This window comes from Chryseobacterium sp. NG-CE01 (assembly GCF_055695505.1).
The window spans coordinates 1,496,082-1,517,671 of record NZ_CM146369.1; the positions used below are offsets into that span (position 1 = coordinate 1,496,082).

Genomic DNA, 21,590 nt, shown 5'->3' on the forward strand with positions numbered 1-21,590 from the left:
AATTTACCGATAAAAATGGTTCAAGGTTCAATGTTTAAGATTCAAGGTTAAAACTTTGAACATTAAACTGAAAAAACCTTAAACCTATATACAACCTTTAGGGTGGTTTTAGCGGTGGGGCTCACCTGTTCCCATTCCGAACACAGAAGTTAAGCCCACCAGCGCCGATGGTACTGCTAACGCGGGAGAGTAGGTCGCCGCCAGTTTTTTACAAACCTCATACAGCAATGTGTGAGGTTTTTTTCGTTTATAGCCATTCAACGTTCAACGTTCAAAGTTCAACGTTTAAAGTTTAAGGTTCAAAGTTCAGTGTTGAAGGTTCAGCGTTCAGGGTGCAAGATTCAAGGTTCAAGGTTCAGAATCTAGTTTAAGGGTTAGGTTTAGAGCCGTACCTGAAACACCAATCCTGATTTTATCCATGCTTTATCACTCATTACTCATTACTCATACTATAATAGGGCTACTGGCTCTCGTTACGACAACTGCCCTAGCCTCGATAGTAACGGTTACCCCGCAGTATGTATGAGCGCGTAATGGCCTAAAGTCAGGCCAAGGCTGGCACGAGGAGTAAAAGTGGATAGCGAGATGAAGCTCCTGAAGATATTCTAGAGTTTTATTTTGTACTTATCGAATGTTTCTGATCTTCTGATCCGTTTCGATAATTGTATGTGTTTAGGGGATATTCTTAGTTGCCTACAATAGGTGTTTTTTGGTATTTACTGAATGCTTTTGAAAATTAAAAAGAATATTTTTATATACGATTGGACAATAATAAAGTTATATTGATTTAATTTTGTTTGCTATTGTGGAGAATTAAAAAACCTTATACGATGGTATAAGGTTTATAAGATTAATTGCATGAATATATCATCAGCTCCAGTGCGGATCCGAAATTGAGGGTCTGCCGTTTTCCAGGCGACCTGCGAAATGCCAGATGTTTTCATCGGAAGTTATCTTAAGATCGTACCAGCCTTTAGTATTATTAAGATTGAGTTTTAATTTTTCAGTTGAATGTACAGTTATGTTTTTCTGAGTTTTTTCATATAAATCTTCTATCATAACAGAAACATTGATTTCGGAGGGCTTTTCAATCCATAATTCTACTAGATTTTTTGAAGGATTATGGATCAACGATATTTTCAGCTTCGGAATATCGTTGCCTTTGAACTTCCTGAAGAAACCGTTAGGACCAAAGATTTCATAGTCATAAGTCCCTGAACGTACAGAATGGGATAATTCCTGATGTGCATATAAGGCATACGAAAAATAAAAGTCATCTTCCTCGAATCTTGTTCTGTCATAAATAATAATCGGGACAGCTTTTTCTTTTAAATTTTTCATGCTGATTTTCCCGTTTTCGAAATTAACATGATAATGATAAGGAAGCGAGTGAGAAGGCTTAATGCCACGTTCCTGAATGGCAAGAAGGCCGGCATGCAGTTCGTTCTCCTTGTACCATTTTAAATTGGGTACGGGCTTATTTTTAGCGGCATTGATCGTTTTGGTATATTCTTTCTGATCCAGATAACGCATCTCCGGAATTTTTATATTAGGAGCATTGAATGCGGAAGTCAGATCACCGCAAATAGCCCTTCTCCAGTCGCTGATATTGTCTATGGTAACATCTTTATTAAATTTTTTATAAATAAAGTTTTCCAGGAACATCAGCACAGAAGTATGGTCTGAAACCTCGGAATTTACAAATCCGCCTTTTGTCCATGGTGATGCAATAATCATCGGTACTCTGTAGCCAAGACCAACGGTACCTTCTACTTTTTCGTGGTCTTTCAATGACGGAGAAGCCATATATTCCTGCTTGCTGCTCACATATTCAGCACCCTCTGGTCCGTTCATATTTACAGGCTGGCTTGGGTTTAAGGGTGGGGCAAAAGGCAGAACATGATCGAAATAACCATCATTCTCATCATAATTAATAATAAAGATTGTTTTTTTCCAGGTTTCAGGATCCTGCGTCAGGATATTCAGCACTTCGGAAATGTACCAGGCGCCATACCATGGAGAACCCGGATGATCTGAAAAATGCTCCGGAGCAATGAGCCATGATACCAAAGGAAGCGTTTTGTTTTCAACATCTTTTCTGAATTGGTGCAAGACGTCACCTTTCGGCACAACAAGCCTTTCTCCACTTTCATCATACCCGATTTCAAGACTATGGTAATCGGGATCATTTTTATTCGTAGTGAACGCTTTTTCGTGAAGCTTTTTTTCTTTCTTTGAAAGTTTTGAAAACTGGTCCGGATGATATTTTATCTGATCTTCCTCAAGTTCCGCGATCCTTTTCTCCAGGTTTTCTTTCTGATCCGGATTTTTTTCAATCTCTTTCTTCAGATAAGCAATGATGCTGGGAATATGCTCATGATATCCTTTAGAAAATTTTACGTTAAAATTTGCAAACCATTCAATAGGATTATCGGTAAAATTACTGAGCCAGGCTTCCTGTTCACCAGACATACCTTTTGGAAGACTTATTTCATTCTGATAAATTTTCCAGGAAATTTCCTGCTCTTCGAGTATTTCCGGAAAGCTCTTCCATCTTGCCTGGTGGTTTTTATCATAATCAATATTTTCATTATATACATTAGCCTTTACTTTACCGGTTTTCTGTTCACGTAATGTGCCTGACCAGTGGAAAAGCCTGTTGGGGGTAGTTCCTGTTAACGATGAACAAAAATACTGATCAAAGATTGTGAAGGCATCTGCCAGCTGATAATAAAAAGGCAGGTCTTCACGGTTATAGTATCCTAATGTTAATGGGATGTCTTTATAGTTTTTGTTGCCAGATGCTTTCGCCTGAAGCCAGCGGTCATATTTTCCCTTATTCAGTGCATGCTGCTGATTATCCCAGGAGTGGGGAAGCGAGCTCATCCAGGTAGATTTGGTATTTCTTAAATCCAGGCGGGCAGGGGCAGCATATTTCCCGTCATTGCTTTTCTGAAAAAAAACTGAATGACCGTCCTGTTTTTTGAAGGCTCTCCGGTCCAGAAAGCCCCGTACTCCTTTCAGGGCACCGAAGGCGTGATCGAAAGAACGGTTTTCCTGCATTAGGATAACAACATGTTCAGCATCATAAAAAGTAGACTGTGCGGCAGGTTCAATCATCAGTGCTTTCAGAATGGAAGGGTGTAAGACACTTGAAGTTCCAAGTCCGGCCAGTAAAATGCCTGATTTTTCCAAAAATTCTCTTCTGTTCATATGGATCGTAATAGAAAGAAACCGCAAGTTAATAGGTTTCCTGCGATTTCTTTGTTTTAATGTAAAAAATTAACTGTTTTACTTCAGCCACCATGGCTTTGCATTGATGTTGTCATTTCCACCGTATTGCGTAGCTAATGCAGCCTGAAGATTGGTATTGTTATAATTGTACTCCGACTGCGGATATCTGAAGCGGAGAGGAGCGGATACGCCAGCCTGTAAAGGGAAATTCGGGTATCCCGTTCTCAGATAATCATAATATGACGTCCATTGTGACTGATGAAACATGGTCATGTACTTTTGAGTCATTATTTTTTCCAGTTGCGTGGCCAGCGGCGCTGTACTGTCATAAATGACCAAAGGTGTCGCCAGATAACTGTTTACATTAAATCCTGTAAAATACTGACCCGGATTTTTTACATAAGTCTGATAAAACGTGAAGCTTGCTTTAATGGCACTATCGTAATGTGTTTTGGCAGAACCTGAGATCCATCCTCTGGCTGCAGCTTCGGCCAGAATAAATTCTAGTTCAGAATAACTGAGTATCGCGGAAGGCTCGTTGGTGGCGTCTTTATAGAACCTGTCGTTTACCTTGGAAATATTTTTTGAAGTGATCAGCGCCGCATTGTCTGAATACGGAGAAGTGGGATTTCCGCCGTTGTATCCTGTAAAATCAGTAATCGGTTTTCCTGCTTCTTTAGCTCCGGTAGTCTGTGCTGCAAAAGTAAACAGTCTCGGATCCTGTCTTTCTTTAAATAAATTGATAAAATAGTTGGCCATATAAAGACTGGAGCCATACCCGCTGTTGTTGAACATAGTATAACGGCTGTCTGCGGCATCTGCAAATTTCAATTCCCCGTTATCGGCAATGGAACCCATTAATGGCTGGCTTCCTGCAATAGATGCAAATTCTGTCGCAATATTGTAGCTTCCAACGGTTGTTTTTTTAGACAGGGTAATTAAAATTTTTAACCGGAAAGCATTGATTAATTTTTTCCATTTTGTGGCATCTCCGTTATAAATGATATCTCCTTCAATTTTGTCATTGGAATTAATTAAATCGTTGGCTTCCTTCAATTCTGTAAGAATTCCTGCCATTACAGTTTCCTGAGCATCATATTTCGGCTGGGTAATTCCCGCTTCCCCCTTTACCGCTTCCGAGTACGGAATACTTCCGAATTTTAAACTTAAATTGAAAAAATAATAGGCTCTGTAGAACTTCCCGATTGCCTGGTAATTTTTATTATTGATTTTCTCTGCTTCCTGCATCATTTTTACTGTATTGAGGAGCCCTTTTGAGTAGGTATCAAAGGATGCATCATTCCATTTCAGGTATTGATAAACATTTTCCCCGTCCGTACCGATCAGCATCCTGGAAGCGTACATATTATCTCCATTTACCTGGAAAGCATTTGAAGAAACATATGTAAGCAGATATTTCGGATCTACGCTGGCCTGGTCATTGGGATTTTCATTAATGGTATCAAGATTAGATTCACAGGATGTCAATGACACTATTCCTGCAATGAAGATCGATTTTATAATATTTTTCATAATGTACATTTTATTAAAATTTAAGATTAAACCCAACTCCGATCCATCTGCTTGAAGGATCCTGAATGTCATTTCCGGTCCCGATTTTATAATCAGGGTCAGAGTAAAGGTTTTTAGACTTTTTCCATACAGCGAGATTATAACCTGAAATGTTTGCTGTAAAGCTTTTTACCATTCCGTTCGGATTCAGTAAATAAGAGAAATCATACTCCAGAATTAAGGATCTCAGCTTTACGAATGTCCTGTCGAAAACATTGGCAAACAGCTCACTTTCATCTTCGGTTACTCTTGCCTGATAAGGATAGTTCTGTGCCCAGTCCTGGAAGCTGATAGCTTTGGTGTGCGGTGTGTATGTTCCTGTTGCAGCATTGTAATTCACGCCATCAGGTACGAAATAATAAGTTCCGGGATTGGCATATTCCAGATCTCTGTACGCGGTAGAATTAGGATGTTTGCCACCCCACCACATTTTTTCGACAACCTGGGATCGAATAACACCGCCTACACTTCCGTCGATTCCAATGTTTAAAGTGAACTTTTTATACTTAAAAATATTATTAAAACCAAAGGTCCAGTCCGGATTAAAATGCCCCAGATTGGTCGGGGTGTTTGCTCGGGTAGGCATTCCGGTATTGGCGTTCAGGATTACTTTTCCGTCCGGAGATTTTTGCCAGGTATAATCGTAGTAGCTGTCCATCCTCTCACCTAGTTTGATGTTGTTGTAATTGGGCATATCTGCGTAGATGGAAGTAAGTTTCTGCTCATAAGTACTCCAGTTGATCAATGATTTCCACATGAAATTTCCGGTTTTGAGGGGAGTAACCCCCAGTGAAATTTCCAATCCTTTCGTGGTATATTCATTTCCGTTGACATACTGCGAAGTGAAGCCTGAAGACTGAGCACTCGGGAACTGTAGAATATTGTTATAATCCAGTGTTCTGAAATAAGTTGCATCCAGCGTTATTCTGTTGTCAAACAATCCTGCACTCAACCCAAGCTCATATGATTTTGTCTGCTCCGGTTTTAGGGTATTTTCAACATTTAAAGTGGTAGGGTAGTAAAAGGTAGAATTTCCATTAAAAGTGATTCCGCTGTTGTTTGCATAATAATTGCGGATGGAATAAGGCTGAAAATCATACGCTACTTTTGCCCAGGAAGCAGATAATTTAAGCAAGCTGATGGATTCCGGCATTGTAACAAGGTTAGAAATCACTGCGCTTAAAGATGCGGAAGGATAGAAATACGATCTGTTGGCTTTCGGCAGGGTAGAAGACCAGTCATTACGACCGGAAACATTCAGGAAGAATGCATTGTACAACCCTACATCGATAGTGGTATAGGCACTGTAGATCAATTTTTCTTTTAAATAATCATAGTATTTTACAGCGCCGACAGAGTTGTCCAGCGTATACAGTTCAGGTATTTTCAATCCGTCCGTAGAAGCATTGTCTATATCATTTTTGTAGTAAAATGCAGATCCTCCGGCATTGACGGTAAAATCAAAATTTTCTGAAATTTTCTTTTTGTAAGTAGCAAGAACGTCATAATTTAGATTCCATGTTTTGGTATCATTCAGAATATAGCCGCCACTTCTAGGAGCGCTGTAATTGAAGTAGGAATATGGGCTCAGTATTTCCTGTTTGTTGTGGTTTTCAACAATGGAAATCTTGCCTTTCACCGAAAAATCTTTTGTTGCTTTATATTCTAAGCCGGTCTGCGCATTAATGATGTTTGTCCTGTTTTTATTCTTGTAAAATTGTGCTCCGAACCACGGGTTGTTGTACCATGCATAATTCCAGTTGGCCTGTGCAGTGCCTTCTTTTCCGGGAATCCATAGATGGTTTTTAAGATCCCTTCCGTCTACATCACCTCCCATCCAGATCAGGATCGTATACATGTGGCCACTCGGGTTGTAATCGTAGTTTGGGATATTCGGGGTAAATGTCTGATTAAAATTAAATTTTGTGTCGAAGATTAATTTTTCTCCCAGATGATTTTCTGAGGAGAAATTTACGCCGTAACGCTGAAGATAAGATTCCGGAACCCGGTCGTCATAATTCATGAAGTTCCCTGAAAGCCTGTAAACGTCTTTATTATTTTTATAGCTGATCGCAAAATTATTATTGTTAATAATCGCGGGCTTTAGAAAGATATCGAGGTTATCGTGGTATTTCCAGTCGATGGGTACTCTTTCGTATCTTGATTTATCGTCGTACTGGGTTCCGGTTACTGCGCCATACCATGGGACAATCTGTCCGGTCTGCTTATCACGGATTGGGCTGTTCCATTGGGCGATTTTTAATCCCGGAACAAATTTTGGTCCCCAGATCATGTCTCCGTCATTTACTCCTCCATCGGCACCGTCCCAGAACTCGTATTTTCCATGGGATCCGTTTCCATATTCCGTCTGTGTTTTGGGCAGATTGGTAAAACCTGCCGTCATCATTGTATTTTGAGAAAACTCTACGGTAAATCCTTTCTTTTTCGCACTCTTCGTAGTGATCAGAACGGCTCCGAATCTTCCTCTGGAGCCATACAGTGCGGATGCGGTTGCCCCTTTCAGTACGTTGATATTGTCAATATTATTAGGATCAAGGTTTTGGAAAACTTCTTTTTCAACAATAACGCCGTCAATCACAAAAACAAGATTGCTGTTTCCTCTTAATGTAAATTGGGGTGCCTGCTGCATTCCCGTAGGATTAGAAACATTTAAACCCGCTACCTGTCCCGAGAACAGGTTTCCGATACTTGGCGTGGTAATGGTTTCAAATTGTTTGGTCGCAACTTCCTGTGTAGCGTAACCGATTTTTTCTTTCTTTTTGGCAATCCCCAATGCAGTGATGACAACTCCTTCAATTTGCTTTTCATTAACTTTTTTTAAAACAACTGAATAAGTCCTTCTATTGGAAACTTCAATGTTGTAAGCGGTAAATTCCGGGGAATAGAATTCAAGAATATCTTTCGGATTGGCTGAAATAGTGAAATTACCGTTTTCGTCGGTAACTGCAGTTTTCCCTGTGTTTTTATCGGTAATGTTTACCCCAGAAACACTGGTTCCGTTTTCGGATTTTACGTTGCCCGAAATAGATATTTCCTGAGCTGTAAGGTAAAGAGGGAGCAGAAAAACCGCAAAAGTTGCTAAAGTCTTCTTCATTTTTTTTGAAGGCAAATTTAGACAGGCTTTGTTACCACAATTTTACGCGGATATTAAAATAAAAATATAATTTCAATGTGAGACAATGGTGAAATTTAATATATAAATAAAGTTTGAAAGTCCTCTTAATTCAGGAATTTTTACTTTTTTTTAATATATTATTTTAAGGTATGATGATGATTTTTTTTCTAAAATCTGCTTAAGATCCCCCAGTGGATTTTAATATCATTAAACTTAAAAGGATTTCCGAATTCATTACCGTTGGAAAGCTGAAAGCTCATGAGTCCGATCGGAATAAAGAAATTGAATCCTAGCCCGACACTGTAGAGCTTAGGTTTTACATTCAGAGATTTGTTATTGAGCTGCCCATATTGTCCGAAAACATCAAAAAAGGCCTGGCTTCCGATAAGATACCGGTATTCTAAACTTCCATAATAAAAGAAATCTGCTGCTAATGAATTTTCATTAAAACCGCGCATCGAGTTCCATCCGCCGAAACGGTATAATTCATTGGCGGAAAAATCAATCTTTGAATCCATCATGGCACCTTCTGCTTTGATGTTGAGGAAATGATTTCCGTTAATATGATAATTGTGTTCACCGAAAAAGTAAAACTGATTCTGCGGAGATGTAATATTGTCTTTGGTATATATTGTCGTAAGATAATCGTAGCCGGCGTTGATTCTTGTCTTGTACAGGAAAAGATCAATATCGGTAGGTTCTACCATTTCAAACCAGATCCCGATTCCTTTCTTGTTGTAATCTTTTCCCTGCACATATAGGGTATCAATAATGCTGGAGCTTTCAAAAGTTCCCCGGAGACCTATTTTGTTTCTCGCATTAAGATGATAATAAAAAGCGGGAAGCGCCTTTACATTGGCAAAAGTAGAATCCTGACGGAAAATATTGACCTTCATATTCAATCCTACATTAGATTTGAAAAGGTATGGAACGTCTGCCTGAAGATCAAAGGTCTGTCCTTTATCGGGGTTTCGCTGCCAGTAAAGATTAATGGTTTCAAAGCTGTTGAATATGTTTCTGAAATTCACATTCAGCGTACCATTCAGCGTAAATTTATCCGTTTTATCGTTTCCGAAACCAATAACACCGTCGAAACTGTTGGTTTTTTTCTTTTCCATGAAAAGGAAAATACTCGTTGAATCCTTCGTAAACATAGTCTGCGGAGGACGCTCAAGACTTATAAACGGTTGTCCCTGAAAGGATTTGTTAATTGCAAGAAGGTTTTTATCTTCATATGTTTTGCCTTTAAACTCTTTTTCAAGATTTTTGATGAATCTTTTGGGAACACTGGTGTAGCCTTTTACCACAAACCCGTCGATGGTTCTTTTATCATTTTTATTAATATCAAGCTCCACAACCGGATATCCGTTTTTCTGGCCCTTATATTTTGATTTTATTCTGCTGAATGCAAAACCGTCATCAATATAGGTTTTGTTGATACTCTTTTTAGTAGAGTCTAAGTTTTTGGTGAAAAACTCTTTTTTGACTTTTATTTTTGTAGATATTGAATCCGAAAGATTAACATAGGTCTGATTGAAGTTTTTTCCTTTATCATAAAATATTTCTGTGCTGTCGCCTTTTTTCTTTACCTCTTTCAATTGAGTGAAAAAATAATTATTCTGGGCCAGGGAATCCAGGAACTTTACTGCCGAAGCTGAATCTTTAACCTTTTTCCTAACCTTCGTTTCCGAATCAATCAGAAAATACGGTTTTTTCTGCGCCTGAATGAAAACGCAGAAGAGCATAAAAAATATTTTTAGAAATAATTTCAACGTTGATTTTTTTAAACCATTACGATCTTTTAAGTCATTAAGTCAAGTTAATATATTGTTCTGATATATTGGTATCTTAATAAGCTTAGATTCTTAAAATAAATCTTAATGGTTCAAAATGTATTTAATTTAAATTTTGTTCTAATAACTGAAACTAAGCAAGTTTATTGTATTTCTTCATCAGATTTTCATAAGTTCCCTGCGGAAGAATCCACTTCAGGGGCACACCGATCTTCTGTCCGAATTTTCCGAAATAGTAATGAGCTTTCCAGGTATTCTTCTGCAAAAGCCGGTCTACATATTCCGCAACTTCCAGAGGATCTGTTCCGTCTCCTACATGGCTGTTCATCAATGTATACACTTTATCAAAAACATTTTTATACGGTTCTGAAACTTTCGTTTTTACACGGTTTTCCGCAATATTGGTTTTAATATCACCAAGATGAAGAGAGCAGACGTGAATATTCCACGGATAGACTTCGTAGCGCATAGCTTCAGTCACTTTATCCAAAGCCGATTTCGATGCGGAATAAAATCCACGGAAAGGCAGCCCCATTTCACTTCCAATACTTGAAACATTGATGATCTGTCCAAATCTGTTTTCGCGCATTTTCGGCATTACGGCAGTCATCATCTGTACTGCACCAACCAAATTTAAATTAAATAACTTTAAAATGTCTTCCTTTGAAGAATCTTCCACGGCGCCTACCATTCCCATTCCGGCATTGTTGATTAAAACGTCAATTTTTGTCTCGGTTTTCAGTACTTCTGCAATGGCATTTTGTACCGCATCGTTATCCGTAACATCTGTTGGGATGGATGTGAAGTAACTGCTTTCAGTATGTTTTCGGCTGAGTCCATATACTTTATGGCCTTTTTTTCCGAAGTATTCTGCCAATACGAAACCTATTCCTGAGGAGGTTCCGGTGATGATTATTGTTTTTGTATTCATGAGTTTTCAGTTAAAATAATTTTTAAATCTTCCCAAAACATCGGGTAGGATTTTTCAACCACATCTTCCTCTTCGATCTCTAATTCCTGGATCAGGCAAAACGGTGCAAAGGCCATAGCCATCCTATGATCCTGATAGGTTTTAATGATGATGTTTTCTTCCGGTTTTCCAAAGCTGACAGATTGAATCGTAGAATCGGTGATTTCCGTTTTTGTTCCGAGTTTTAATAGCTCATTGAACAATGCCTGAAGCCGGTCGGTTTCCTTTACCCGTAAAGTTCCTAGTCCTGATATCTCAAAAGGAAGTTGTAACGCTGCTGCCGTCACGCAGAGTGTCTGCGCGATGTCAGGGCAATTGTTCATCTCTAAAATGATCTTTTCAGGGAAAGTAAATTCAGGATCCGGCTTTAGAGTGATAATATGCTCTGCATCGTTAAAAATAGTTTCAATTCCGAAATAGTCCTTATAAATTTTTACAATAGCAGAATCACCCTGGGTAGATTCCTGGTAAAAGCTCTTGAGATGGATGGTCCGTCTTCCCAACGCCGCAAAAGAGTAGAAGTATGAGGCAGAGCTCCAATCGCTTTCTACTTCATAATTAATGATTGTTGATTGATGATTGAAAGGTTTAACTTTGATCGTGTTTCCTACAAAGCTGTTTTTAATTCCGAATCGGGTTAAGATATTCAGAGTCATCCCGATATAAGACCTTGAGGTTACTTCGCCAACAAGGTTTATTTTCAGTCCGTTTTCCAATTTTCCGGCAATGAGCAGAAGAGACGTGATAAACTGGCTTGAAATATTTGCCGGAACATCCACTGTTTTTTGAGTGATCTTCTGACCATGAATTTTCAGTGGCGGAAAACCTTCATTCTCAAGATATTCTATTTTCACACCCAGGTTCTGTAAAGCCATGACAAGGTTCTTAATAGGCCTTTCTTTCATTCTTTTGGAGCCTGTCAAAACCGTTGTTTTTCCTACCTGAATGGAATAATATGAGGTCAGAAACCGCATTGCCGTTCCGGCGTGGTGAATGTCTACATTTCCGGTATTTTGTTCAGGAGATTCCTGATTTTTTTCAAGGTCTTCACGAACTTCTGACGAGGTTTCCGAAAGTGCTTTTTTCAACAGCTGTGTGTCCTGCGAATTAGACAGATTTCCGATTTTTATAGTATTGAACAGACTTTCTAAAATCAACAAACGATTCGAAATACTTTTCGAACCGCTGATCTGTATCGTCTGGTTTTCCTTTAACTCTGATTTTTTTAACTTCTTCATTATTTCTTCAGTAGCGAAGCTGGAGGCAGGAAGTTAAAGTCGTATTGATTTCTTGCTTCCTCATCCATCTTCCAGCATTATTTTAATTTTTCATTATTCTGATGCCGCTCTTTATCTCTGTCGGTTTTCAGTTTCATTTTTTTATCGAAAGCTTCCTGCAGATTGACGCCGGTTTGGTTGGCCAAGCATAATGTTACAAACAATACGTCTGCAAGTTCTTCGCCTAAATCTTTGCTTTTGTCGCTTTCTTTTTCACTTTGCTCACCATATCTTCTTGCGATGATTCTTGCGACTTCACCTACTTCTTCGGTCAGCATGGCCATATTGGTAAGCTCGTTAAAATAACGGACCCCAATTGTTTTGATCCATTCATCAACTTGCTGCTGCAGATTTGTAATTTCCATTAGAGTCTGGGATTGATCTGTTGTTCCAGATTGATGATCTTGGTATTCAATCTCTTAATTTCTTCTTGCATCTCTTCAGCCTGTCCATCAGGCTTTCCTATTCTTTCGGTAAAGTCAGCAAATTTGCTAAAAGCTTTTCTTATCACTACATATAATAAGATCAATACAATAAAGCCTCCTATTTTTACAATATTAAAATCCATTTTTCTATATATTACTGATATTGATAAGCGCCTAAAGTAGGATTTGAAGTTCTTGAATTACCTGCAATGTCTGTAGGAACCGTAGCTGCTACTGCTGCACTTCCTTTCCCGATAGCCGGCGAGTTCTGTTTAACTCTTAAATTCATGTGGGCTATAAAGTAATTAATAAACAGCGGGTCCTGATTTTTTACCAGTTGTATGACACTTGGTGCGGTATCCAGGAACCCTGCTTCCGATTGGTTAGAATATTTCAAAAGACAGTTTTCAAAAGTAAAATTGAACAGCTGTCCCGGAGTCTGCTCAAAGAACACCGAATTGTCGCGATCAGAGTACACGATACTGTTTCTGACGTTCATAATCAATGCACCTTGTTCGGTTTGGTTGGATTCGTTTTTCCATTCATTGGTTGCAAATATTCCGTTTCTGTTATAAGACTGCAGAAGATCAGAATAATTGGCAATCGTACAATGAGTAAGATTATAGGTTCCTCCTCTGAAGGCGCCTATTGCAGATTCTCCGCAGTTGTTCATCACAAGGTTTCTCGCTGTAATCGTTGACCCGATAGAATAAATCCCGTATTCCTGGAAAGTATGGATGAATGAATTGCTGATCGTTGCATTAGCCTGCTTCATTTCCAATCCTTTTGTTCCTCCGAAAAGTCTTGCATAATTCATATTTAAGGTAGAACCTGCTTCCATTTTAATAGAATTCCAGTTTTTAGGGATCGTATCGTATGCCGGATCGTTTCTGTCGCCGCGAAGCGTGACATTGTTGGCCAATGTTCCGTTGATATTTAGTGTAGCTCCTGAGAGTATTTTCATCCCGCTGTTCTTATGAAAATATACTTTTGTTCCCGGTTGTATATTCAGGATTCTGTTCTGGTCGACCGTCAGGTCACCGTAGATTATTTTCGCTTTATTATTTGTCCAGGTCGTATTAGAGCTGATAATATTTGGATTAGACGGAGTTTTAATAAAAAACTCAGCATCCTGAACTACGGAGAAGAGTACTACATTTTGCTGTCCGGCAGGACTTTCGAAAAGGATTTTATCTTCTGCAATCGCTTCAGGGCCTGTAGCTTCCGGAGCAATTTCCACAAAAATATAGAGGCTGTCTTTTTTTCTCAGGGCAACATCTTTAAAGTCATATCCCGGCTTTCCGTCTACATTGATTTTGTATAAAGATGAAGGTCCTTTTTCAAGATGTATTCTCGGGATCAGAATATCTTTATCTTCGTTATTATAGACTTTTACAGCATATGTTTCTGAACGTACCTGGTGATAAACCGTATCGCAAAAGACGGTGTCTTTCGAAAAACTTAATTTTTGCGAAGGAGCATCAAAGCTGATGTCATCTTTGTTACAAGATACAGCCATAACAAGCATCCAGAAAGAAAAAGCCAGTAGTAATTTGATTTTCATCGAGAGTAAAAGTTAAATAAATTTCAAATGTAACGAAAATACTTTGAATTTCTTATGAAGAAAAAAATATTGACAGGTGTTTGCAAATTCAAAAAAATATTGTACTTTTGCAACCTAAAATTAGCAGAGAAATATCCATTACTATTTCGGAAGCAAACTTTAATTTTTAACATTGTATTATGAAACCGCAAGGTTACATGTGACATTAACAAAAAAAGAAATTTACACATGAAAAACGGAATCCACCCAGAAAATTATAGACTTGTTGTTTTCAAAGATATGAGTAACGACGAAGTATTTCTTTGCAAGTCTACAGCAGAAACAAAAGACACGATCGAGTACGAAGGACAAGAGTATCCTTTGATCAAAATGGAAATCTCTTCAACCTCTCACCCTTTCTACACTGGTAAAGTGAAGTTAGTAGATACTGCAGGTAGAGTAGATAAATTCATGAACAAATACAAAAAATTCGCTAAGTAATTTTTTGAGATTAAAAATATTTAAAGCTTTTCAGGAAACTGAGAAGCTTTTTTTATTGTAATTTTGTTAGACTTTGAATTTTTAACATTAAACTTAAAACTGAACGATGCAACTAGTATTTTCAGATGCACAATATTGGGAAGATTTTCTTCCGCTTACTTTTACCCGTCCCGTTGCAGAAATGCGGTGCGGAATTCTCAAGTTTTCCGAAAGATGGCAGAAGATTTTAGAGAATACTGAAATTTCCTTTTTTACGGAAGCTTATTTACAGCAGAAATTTCCCGAACCTGAAAAAAAAGAAAGTCTTTTTCTGGTAACGAACTTTCTTCCGACTGAAAGCGTTATCCAACAGATTAAAGATCTTAAACAAGGAGAAGCTTTAGTATATGAAGATGAATTAATTGCCGCCAAAATCAATATGGATGGATTTTCCCTTCATCAGATTGAGAAGATGACTGATATTAAGGAAGATCTTGTGTTCTTTAAAAAGCCTTCGGATCTTTTCACGTATAATCAGAAAGCAATAGATTTTGATTTTGCTCTTCTTACAAAAGGAAGGGTTTCACAGGAGCTTTCCCCGACTAATGGATTTTTAGGGGATAAAAATGATCTTTTTATTGAAGAAGGTGCACAAATTGAATTTTCAACCCTTAATACCAAAACAGGAAAGATTTACATCGGGAAAAATGCTGAGGTAATGGAAGGGTGTAACCTTCGGGGCCCGATAGCGCTTTGTGAAGAATCCAAGTTTAATTTAGGCGCAAAAATTTATGGTGCCACAACGGTGGGTCCACATTCTAAAGTAGGAGGCGAGGTCAGCAATATCATTATTTTCGGATATTCTAATAAAGGGCATGATGGTTTTGTAGGAAATTCCGTAATCGGAGAATGGTGTAACCTGGGTGCCGATACCAATTCTTCCAACCTGAAAAATAATTACGGTAACGTAAAATTGTGGAATTACAGAACAAAAGCTTTTGAAGATACAGGACTTCAGTTTGCGGGCCTCATTATGGGTGATCATTCCAAAACGGCGATCAATACTCAGCTGAATACGGGAACGGTAATCGGTGTGGCATCCAATATCTTTAAAGAAGGATTTCCGCCGAACCTGATCGAAAATTTCTCATGGGGAGGCTTTAAAGGTGATGAAAAATTTAAGCTGGATAAGGCTTATGAAGTTGCAGAAAAAGTGATGGCACGAAGAAAATTGGCCTTAACTGATGAGGATAAAGCTATTTTTAAATATATTTTTGATACATATTAAATGCGATCAATAAAGGAAACTTCAAATTTTTTTGAAGTTTTTTCTTTTTGATGTAATAAAATGTAAAATCTGACTGTCTTACTTATAGAAACAAAACTTATGACCCAAGAAACTTTCAGAAGTACGGTATTCGTTCTCAAAAATGAGATGTATCGCTTTGCGAAAAGATTTGTCATGAGCAGTGATGAGGCGGAAGATGTAGTGCAGGACCTGATGATCAGGTTCTGGCAGAAGAAAGACGAGCTGGCGCAGTTTGGGAACTTAAAATCCTACGCATTGAAGGCGGTCCGCAACGAATGCCTGAACAGGCTGAAGCATCACGATGTAAAAATGGGATTTGCCGATATGCAGCTTCACCGGTCAGAACTTTACAGCATGGAAGTGAATAATCTGAAGGAACACATTATCGGTTTCATTAATCAGCTTCCTGAAAAACAAAAGATGGTTATCCATTTGAAAGATGTCGAAGAATATGAAGTTTCGGAAATAGCAGAAATGCTGGAAATGGAAGAAAACGCAGTAAGAGTAAATCTTATGAGAGCAAGACAGAAAGTAAAAGAGCAAATTTCACAATTGATGAGCTATGAGCAAAGACAAATTTCAAGATAAATATGATGAGATCTTCCAACATTTAAAGGAAGAAAAGATGGAGTGGGACTTTGAGGATTTCCTGAAGAAAGCGGAAGGTAAGGATGAGGTAAAAGAAGATCAGGCTCCCGTTATCCCGATCGACAGCAAAAATAAACCGGCTTTTCCAAAATGGTTCTGGATGGCGGCAAGCGCAGTAGTGCTTTTAACTGCAGGATTTATTTTTAATTATAATCACCAGAGTATTGAAGATCAGGCTCAGATGGTTGAAAATCAGATTAAACAACAGAAAAATAATTTCATCGAAGAAAATAGCGAGCAGCAGGCTCAGGTTGCAATAAACCAGACGTCAGATTCTGTTGCCGGAATAAAAAGCGATTCGGTATTTCAGGAAAATACAATCGCTGAAAAAGATTATTTAGATGAAATATTACCAAAAAGAGGAAGGCTTAAAAAAGAAAGAAAGCCGAGATATGTCCGTAACTCCTCTTATCCAAAAGCCATAAAAGATTCCACAGGCTACAAAGATTCTTACGTTATCGTAAACGGAAAAAGAATTGAAAATGTGGAAGAAGCCATTAATGTGACTAAGTATTCATTCCAGATATTTGCAAATAACGTCAGTGAAAAATTAGCAAAACCAACAGTCGTTGACGACAATTATTAATTCACCCTTAAAAAGATTATGCTCCTGATCAGGCAATAATAATCAAAAAAATAAAATTGACTCATGAAAAAAATATTCATCATATTCGCATTTGCCTTCTCACAGTTTTTTAATGTGTACGGGCAGGATAAATTAGACCAGCTTTTTGATAAATACCAGGAAGTGGAAGGTGTAACCTCTATTAAAATTGCAAAACCGATGTTCGGAATGCTCAGCAATCTGGACCTGGGAGATGCCGAACTCGATCAGATCAAACCTTTATTGTCAAAAATAAACGGATTAAAAGTTTTCATCGCTGAAAAACCTCAGGATGCAGGTTCTGTGAGCGGACAAAAACTGGCCCAGATCAACCGGGATATCAAATCATATTTGAGCAATCTCAATTACAGCGAGATTATGAGCATGAACAGCAATGGAGCAAAAATAAAATTCCTGTCTGCTGAAGAGAAAAATGGAATTCTCGATGATCTGCTATTGAGCATAGACAGCGGAGGCGAAGAAAGCATCCTGATAAAACTCGACGGAAGACTTTCTATGGATGATATCAATAAGATCATCAACTCTACCGAAACCAAAACAAATCCTGTTACCAATACCAAAAACAGTTTTGTTTCCCAGAATACCTCTTCTTATCTCAACGGAGAGTCCAGAAATGTAGGAGAATTTTCGGGAGTGCATGTAAGTACAGGTGTAATCGTAAACTTCAAACAGGAAAGTCCTACGACGGTAAAGGTAATTGCCGATGCAGACAAACTTCAGTATATCGTAACAAAAGTTGATAACGGTGTCCTGAAAGTATATGTTGATAACAAAGGACAGAGAAATTTAAAGTTCAAAAATATCAGCGTAAATGTTTCTTCGCCGAGAATAGACAATATTAAAACCTCTTCGGGTGCCATATTTAATGCCATCAATACAATTAATGAAAATGCCGTTTTGGTTGACCTTTCATCAGGATCTGTAGTGAACGGAAACTTTAATATCTCTGATAATGCGAAAGTGGAGCTGAGCTCCGGAGCCGTTATCAATTCTACCATTAACACGAAGCAGGCTAATATTAAAGCATCAAGCGGTGCGGTAGCCAACCTCAATGGAAGAGGTAATGCAGGCTTCATAGATGTAAGCAGTGGCGCAGTCTGTAATTCAGAAAAATTTCAGGTTAATGAGCTGGTGGCCGAGGCAACATCGGGTGGAATGATTACCAGCCATGCAGTAGACCGTTTAAAGGCAGCAGCGTCTTCGGGTGGAAGCATCAAGTACAAAGGAAATCCGAGAATAGAGTCGAACATCAGCAAAACGTCAGGCGGAAGCTTAAAACCAATTAATTAAAAACAAAAGCCATGAAAATAATAAAAAGCATTTTTCTGATCCTGTCCTTAATGTTCATTATGCAATCATGTGTAGTTTCAGAAAAACCCAATATTGCGTACTTTTCAGAATCCGGACGCAATTTTAAAGGGGCTAAATTCGTAAGCATCAATGTTCCGTTGTTTTTGGCTAAGCCTTACATCAAAAAAGCATTACGAGAAGACGGTGAAGATGAGGAGCTGATAAAACTGGTGAAAAAGGTTTCAAAAATAAGAGTACTGACCGTTGAAAATGGTGACCGCAATATGCTTCGAGATTTTGCGAGTTACCTGAACAAAAATAATTATGAAGAATGGGCAACCATAAGACACGATGGGGATAATGTCAATATTCGGGTAAAGCAGAAAGGAGATGCCATTAAAAATATGATGATCACGGTAAATTCAGATAAAGATCTCGTTTTTGTTGACATAAAAGGAAACTTTACGGCAGATGACATCTCCAGGATGATTTCTTCAGCAACAGATAAATAAGCATTCATATTCAAATCATATACTAAATTTTTATTTTGCAGAAAACCATTTCGTTTGAACGAAGTGGTTTTTTAATTTAAGTTATTGATTATTAAGTTTTATTTAAACTATGAAAATCGATTTTCGTAATTCATCAAAATACCTTAATTTTGCAAGAAAGTAAAGATGTCTATTCATAACAAAATTGTAGAGACAGCCATCACTTTCGATGACGTGCTTCTAGTTCCTTCTTATTCAGAAGTTTTACCTAATCAGGTTTCATTAAAATCAAGACTTACCGACAAAATTACGCTTAATGTTCCTATAGTTTCTGCGGCAATGGATACCGTAACGGAGGCTGAACTGGCCATTGCTTTGGCGAGAGTTGGCGGTTTAGGTTTTATTCATAAGAATATGACGATTGCCGAACAGGCCGCGCAGGTAAACCGTGTAAAGCGTTCCGAAAACGGAATGATCTCCGATCCTGTTACCCTTTCAAAAGATCATACCCTTGCTCAGGCTAAAGATACAATGGCCAAATATAAAATCTCCGGACTTCCTGTGGTTGATGCAGAAAATACCTTAATAGGAATCATCACCAACAGAGATGTAAAATACCAGGAAAATCTTGATATGAAAGTGGAGGAGATCATGACAAAAAATAATCTGATCACTTCCGACAAAAATACCAATCTTGAAAAAGCCAAAGAAATCCTTCTTAAAAACAGAGTGGAAAAACTTCCGATTGTTGATGCTGAGAATAAGCTTGTAGGCTTAATCACTATTAAAGATATCGATAATCAACTGGAATACCCTAACGCCAACAAAGATCAGAACGGCAGGTTAATCGTTGGAGCAGGCGTGGGTGTCGGCGAAGATACGCTGGAAAGAATTGAAGCATTGGTAAAAGCAGGTGTTGATATCATTGGTATTGATTCTGCACACGGACATTCTAAAGGGGTTCTGGATAAAATTTCAGAAATCAGAAGAACATACCCGGATCTTGATATCGTGGGCGGAAATATCGTAACTGCAGAAGCTGCAAAAGATCTTATCGAAGCTGGAGCGAATGTTCTGAAAGTAGGGGTCGGACCCGGTTCTATCTGTACTACAAGAGTGGTTGCAGGTGTCGGGGTTCCTCAGTTATCTGCTATATACAATGTTTACGAATATGCAAAAACCAAAAATGTCGCTGTAATTGCAGATGGTGGAATTAAACTTTCCGGGGATATTGTAAAAGCCATCGCGAGCGGAGCAGGAGCTGTAATGTTAGGATCTCTTTTAGCCGGAACTGATGAAGCACCGGGTGAGGAAATTATCTTCCAGGGAAGAAAATTCAAAACCTATCAGGGAATGGGAAGTCTTTCTGCCATGAAGAGAGGCGGAAAGGAAAGATATTTCCAGAGTGAGGCCAAAAAGTTCGTTCCGGAAGGAATTGAAGGAAGAGTTCCGAGCAAAGGTAAACTGGAAGACGTAATTTTCCAGCTGACAGGAGGTTTAAGAGCCGGTATGGGATACTGCGGCGCAAAAGATATTGAAGCGCTGCAAACGGAAACCAAAATGGTAATGATCACAGGAAGCGGATTGAAAGAATCTCACCCTCACGATGTGATTATCACTCAGGAAGCGCCAAACTATTCTTTATAAGAATTTATATAATATAAAATCAGGTTGTCTTTTAGACAGCCTGATTTTTATTTCGGGGACGCGGGCGAAGCCCGCGTCCCCGAAATAAAATAATCTGCCGCTATTCAATCTTTTTATATTTAAATTTCGGCTTAATCACATAGTTTAAAAACCTTCCTTTGGATTGCACTGTTTTAAAACGCTCAAAGATCTCTGGAGGCACCTGCAGGTAGTCATACACAGCTCCTGACTGATAGATAATTCTCAAAATCTCAGTCTCCGGGAAATACAGGTATTTATTGACTACTGATGAAGGCATGCGAAATACCGAACAAAAAATGTTCCTTTAACGATACAAAGCCATAAAAGCCTTGCGGATCAATATATCTGAGTTTCCGCGTCAGACTTCTTAATACATTAACTTACTTTTAGGTTTACGTAGTTTAAAAATAACTAACGCTCGCTTATACTAATGACGGCCTTTAAAAAAAGCAATAATACCTTCTGTGAAAAGTTTGTGGAGAGTTGCAGAGTTGTGTTTATATCATAATATTTTTTATCTTTGCCATTTAGAAAGTAATCTGGTATGGATTACTCAAAAAAAACACAAGATGAAAACATTTAGGACAAATCCCTTGCTTATTTTTCCTGTCTTTATACGTACAGATGGGGAATTTCCGGATACCTCTTAATATTCCGGTATTATTAATCTTATTATGCCTACCTATCCCGCATTTTATTTCCGAAGGCATATCCTCTATACCTAAGTTGGTCAATCTACAGCCAGACATCGCAACCGATCTTATACGTTAGCATAAAAAGCAAGTCAAATATAATTAAAGAGCTTTCTTAGTTTAAAGACCTTCCCATCATAAAGGATAAATATTAATAATCATAACAACATAAAACAGACAACAACACAATGACAAACTTAATTACCCTGGTAATGTCCTTATCTAGCTTTACTATTTTGAACAGGTTAGCATGAATAATGTTACTCCCAATATACTACTCGACATTAATGTCAATATCACATGCGAAACAATATAGTAACTTCTGCGCGTAAATAGACTGTCCACTTGCCTGCAAGTAGGGTGTCTGCCAGCATGCAAGCAGACGGTCTGTCAGGTAGCTGGCAGGGTATGTGTTAGCTGCCTGACAGGATGCATGT

The 21,590-nt window shown here is 38.3% G+C and carries 17 protein-coding genes and 1 rRNA gene; 8 read left to right on the forward strand and 10 right to left on the reverse strand.

Translation table 11 applies throughout. The features are described from left to right. Window positions 1-98: 98 nt before the first annotated feature. Window positions 99-206: ribosomal RNA gene (gene rrf / locus ACYT6F_RS07295) — 5S ribosomal RNA — on the forward strand. Between the two features lie 664 nt (window positions 207-870). On the opposite strand, the gene ACYT6F_RS07300 is transcribed toward rrf, so the two are convergent. From ACYT6F_RS07300 to ACYT6F_RS07340, 9 genes are all read right to left on the reverse strand, one after another. Beyond that, complete coding sequence (locus tag ACYT6F_RS07300) at window positions 871-3,213, reverse strand: phosphocholine-specific phospholipase C (protein ID WP_472600564.1); 2,343 nt, start codon at window positions 3,211-3,213, stop codon at window positions 871-873. A gap of 78 nt (window positions 3,214-3,291) precedes the next feature. Then, complete coding sequence (locus ACYT6F_RS07305; protein WP_472600565.1) at window positions 3,292-4,767, reverse strand: SusD/RagB family nutrient-binding outer membrane lipoprotein; 1,476 nt, start codon at window positions 4,765-4,767, stop codon at window positions 3,292-3,294. 13 nt (window positions 4,768-4,780) lie between these two features. Then, window positions 4,781-7,921, reverse strand: a complete 3,141-nt coding sequence (locus ACYT6F_RS07310) for a SusC/RagA family TonB-linked outer membrane protein (protein ID WP_472600566.1) — start codon at window positions 7,919-7,921, stop codon at window positions 4,781-4,783. Between the two features lie 188 nt (window positions 7,922-8,109). Continuing rightward, on the reverse strand, window positions 8,110-9,687 hold the full coding sequence (locus ACYT6F_RS07315) for a BamA/TamA family outer membrane protein (RefSeq protein WP_472600567.1): 1,578 nt from the start codon (window positions 9,685-9,687) through the stop codon (window positions 8,110-8,112). 181 nt (window positions 9,688-9,868) lie between these two features. After that, window positions 9,869-10,666, reverse strand: a complete 798-nt coding sequence (locus ACYT6F_RS07320) for an SDR family oxidoreductase (RefSeq protein WP_472600568.1) — start codon at window positions 10,664-10,666, stop codon at window positions 9,869-9,871. Then, the gene (aroA, locus tag ACYT6F_RS07325) at window positions 10,663-11,943 is read right to left on the reverse strand and encodes a 3-phosphoshikimate 1-carboxyvinyltransferase (RefSeq protein WP_472600569.1); all 1,281 of its coding nucleotides are present in this window, start codon (window positions 11,941-11,943) and stop codon (window positions 10,663-10,665) included. The genes ACYT6F_RS07320 and aroA overlap by 4 nt, the downstream gene beginning before the upstream one ends. A gap of 77 nt (window positions 11,944-12,020) precedes the next feature. Next, on the reverse strand, window positions 12,021-12,347 hold the full coding sequence (locus tag ACYT6F_RS07330) for a nucleotide pyrophosphohydrolase (protein ID WP_169231995.1): 327 nt from the start codon (window positions 12,345-12,347) through the stop codon (window positions 12,021-12,023). Beyond that, a complete protein-coding gene (locus ACYT6F_RS07335; protein ID WP_472600570.1) occupies window positions 12,347-12,550 on the reverse strand; it encodes a hypothetical protein in 204 nt (67 codons plus the stop codon). The genes ACYT6F_RS07330 and ACYT6F_RS07335 overlap by 1 nt, the downstream gene beginning before the upstream one ends. Window positions 12,551-12,561: 11 nt before the next feature. Continuing rightward, on the reverse strand, window positions 12,562-13,971 hold the full coding sequence (locus ACYT6F_RS07340; protein WP_472600571.1) for a hypothetical protein: 1,410 nt from the start codon (window positions 13,969-13,971) through the stop codon (window positions 12,562-12,564). Window positions 13,972-14,199: 228 nt separating this feature from the next. Here ACYT6F_RS07340 and ACYT6F_RS07345 point away from each other — a divergent pair, with 228 nt between their 5' ends. The 7 genes from ACYT6F_RS07345 (at window position 14,200) to guaB (ending at window position 20,440) form a co-directional block, all read left to right on the forward strand. Further along, entirely contained in the window at window positions 14,200-14,451 is a 252-nt protein-coding gene (locus ACYT6F_RS07345) for a type B 50S ribosomal protein L31 (RefSeq protein WP_002976190.1), read from the forward strand. Window positions 14,452-14,557: 106 nt separating this feature from the next. Beyond that, window positions 14,558-15,718, forward strand: a complete 1,161-nt coding sequence (locus ACYT6F_RS07350; RefSeq protein WP_472600572.1) for a GlmU family protein — start codon at window positions 14,558-14,560, stop codon at window positions 15,716-15,718. Between the two features lie 99 nt (window positions 15,719-15,817). Continuing rightward, window positions 15,818-16,327, forward strand: coding sequence for an RNA polymerase sigma factor (locus tag ACYT6F_RS07355; RefSeq protein WP_472600573.1), 510 nt, complete (start codon window positions 15,818-15,820; stop codon window positions 16,325-16,327). Then, on the forward strand, window positions 16,302-16,973 hold the full coding sequence (locus ACYT6F_RS07360; RefSeq protein WP_472600574.1) for a hypothetical protein: 672 nt from the start codon (window positions 16,302-16,304) through the stop codon (window positions 16,971-16,973). Before ACYT6F_RS07355 ends, ACYT6F_RS07360 begins: the two co-directional genes overlap by 26 nt. A gap of 63 nt (window positions 16,974-17,036) precedes the next feature. Then, window positions 17,037-18,302, forward strand: a complete 1,266-nt coding sequence (locus ACYT6F_RS07365; RefSeq protein WP_472600575.1) for a DUF4252 domain-containing protein — start codon at window positions 17,037-17,039, stop codon at window positions 18,300-18,302. Between the two features lie 11 nt (window positions 18,303-18,313). Continuing rightward, window positions 18,314-18,814 (forward strand): DUF4252 domain-containing protein, encoded by a 501-nt coding sequence (locus tag ACYT6F_RS07370; RefSeq protein ID WP_472600576.1) that lies wholly within the window; start codon window positions 18,314-18,316, stop codon window positions 18,812-18,814. A 165-nt stretch (window positions 18,815-18,979) separates the two neighbouring features. Continuing rightward, window positions 18,980-20,440 carry an IMP dehydrogenase gene (gene guaB / locus ACYT6F_RS07375; protein WP_472600577.1) on the forward strand — a complete coding sequence of 487 codons (1,461 nt, stop codon included), beginning with the start codon at window positions 18,980-18,982 and terminating at the stop codon, window positions 20,438-20,440. A 100-nt stretch (window positions 20,441-20,540) separates the two neighbouring features. On the opposite strand, the gene ACYT6F_RS07380 is transcribed toward guaB, so the two are convergent. After that, window positions 20,541-20,738, reverse strand: coding sequence for a KTSC domain-containing protein (locus ACYT6F_RS07380; RefSeq protein WP_472600578.1), 198 nt, complete (start codon window positions 20,736-20,738; stop codon window positions 20,541-20,543). Window positions 20,739-21,590 lie beyond the last annotated feature (852 nt).

Bases quoted from the DNA above. Each gene is read 5' to 3' on its own strand.
- ACYT6F_RS07320 (WP_472600568.1), bottom strand. From the start codon at position 10,666: ATGAATACAAAAACAATAATCATCACCGGAACCTCCTCAGGAATAGGT.
- ACYT6F_RS07370 (WP_472600576.1), top strand. From the start codon at position 18,314: ATGAAAATAATAAAAAGCATTTTTCTGATCCTGTCCTTAATGTTCATT.
- ACYT6F_RS07310 (WP_472600566.1), bottom strand. From the start codon at position 7,921: ATGAAGAAGACTTTAGCAACTTTTGCGGTTTTTCTGCTCCCTCTTTAC.
- ACYT6F_RS07315 (WP_472600567.1), bottom strand. From the start codon at position 9,687: ATGCTCTTCTGCGTTTTCATTCAGGCGCAGAAAAAACCGTATTTTCTG.
- ACYT6F_RS07305 (WP_472600565.1), bottom strand. From the start codon at position 4,767: ATGAAAAATATTATAAAATCGATCTTCATTGCAGGAATAGTGTCATTG.
- ACYT6F_RS07350 (WP_472600572.1), top strand. From the start codon at position 14,558: ATGCAACTAGTATTTTCAGATGCACAATATTGGGAAGATTTTCTTCCG.
- ACYT6F_RS07380 (WP_472600578.1), bottom strand. From the start codon at position 20,738: ATGCCTTCATCAGTAGTCAATAAATACCTGTATTTCCCGGAGACTGAG.
- ACYT6F_RS07340 (WP_472600571.1), bottom strand. From the start codon at position 13,971: ATGAAAATCAAATTACTACTGGCTTTTTCTTTCTGGATGCTTGTTATG.
- guaB (WP_472600577.1), top strand. From the start codon at position 18,980: ATGTCTATTCATAACAAAATTGTAGAGACAGCCATCACTTTCGATGAC.
- ACYT6F_RS07360 (WP_472600574.1), top strand. From the start codon at position 16,302: ATGAGCAAAGACAAATTTCAAGATAAATATGATGAGATCTTCCAACAT.
- ACYT6F_RS07330 (WP_169231995.1), bottom strand. From the start codon at position 12,347: ATGGAAATTACAAATCTGCAGCAGCAAGTTGATGAATGGATCAAAACA.
- aroA (WP_472600569.1), bottom strand. From the start codon at position 11,943: ATGAAGAAGTTAAAAAAATCAGAGTTAAAGGAAAACCAGACGATACAG.
- ACYT6F_RS07355 (WP_472600573.1), top strand. From the start codon at position 15,818: ATGACCCAAGAAACTTTCAGAAGTACGGTATTCGTTCTCAAAAATGAG.
- ACYT6F_RS07365 (WP_472600575.1), top strand. From the start codon at position 17,037: ATGAAAAAAATATTCATCATATTCGCATTTGCCTTCTCACAGTTTTTT.
- ACYT6F_RS07300 (WP_472600564.1), bottom strand. From the start codon at position 3,213: ATGAACAGAAGAGAATTTTTGGAAAAATCAGGCATTTTACTGGCCGGA.
- ACYT6F_RS07335 (WP_472600570.1), bottom strand. From the start codon at position 12,550: ATGGATTTTAATATTGTAAAAATAGGAGGCTTTATTGTATTGATCTTA.
- ACYT6F_RS07345 (WP_002976190.1), top strand. From the start codon at position 14,200: ATGAAAAACGGAATCCACCCAGAAAATTATAGACTTGTTGTTTTCAAA.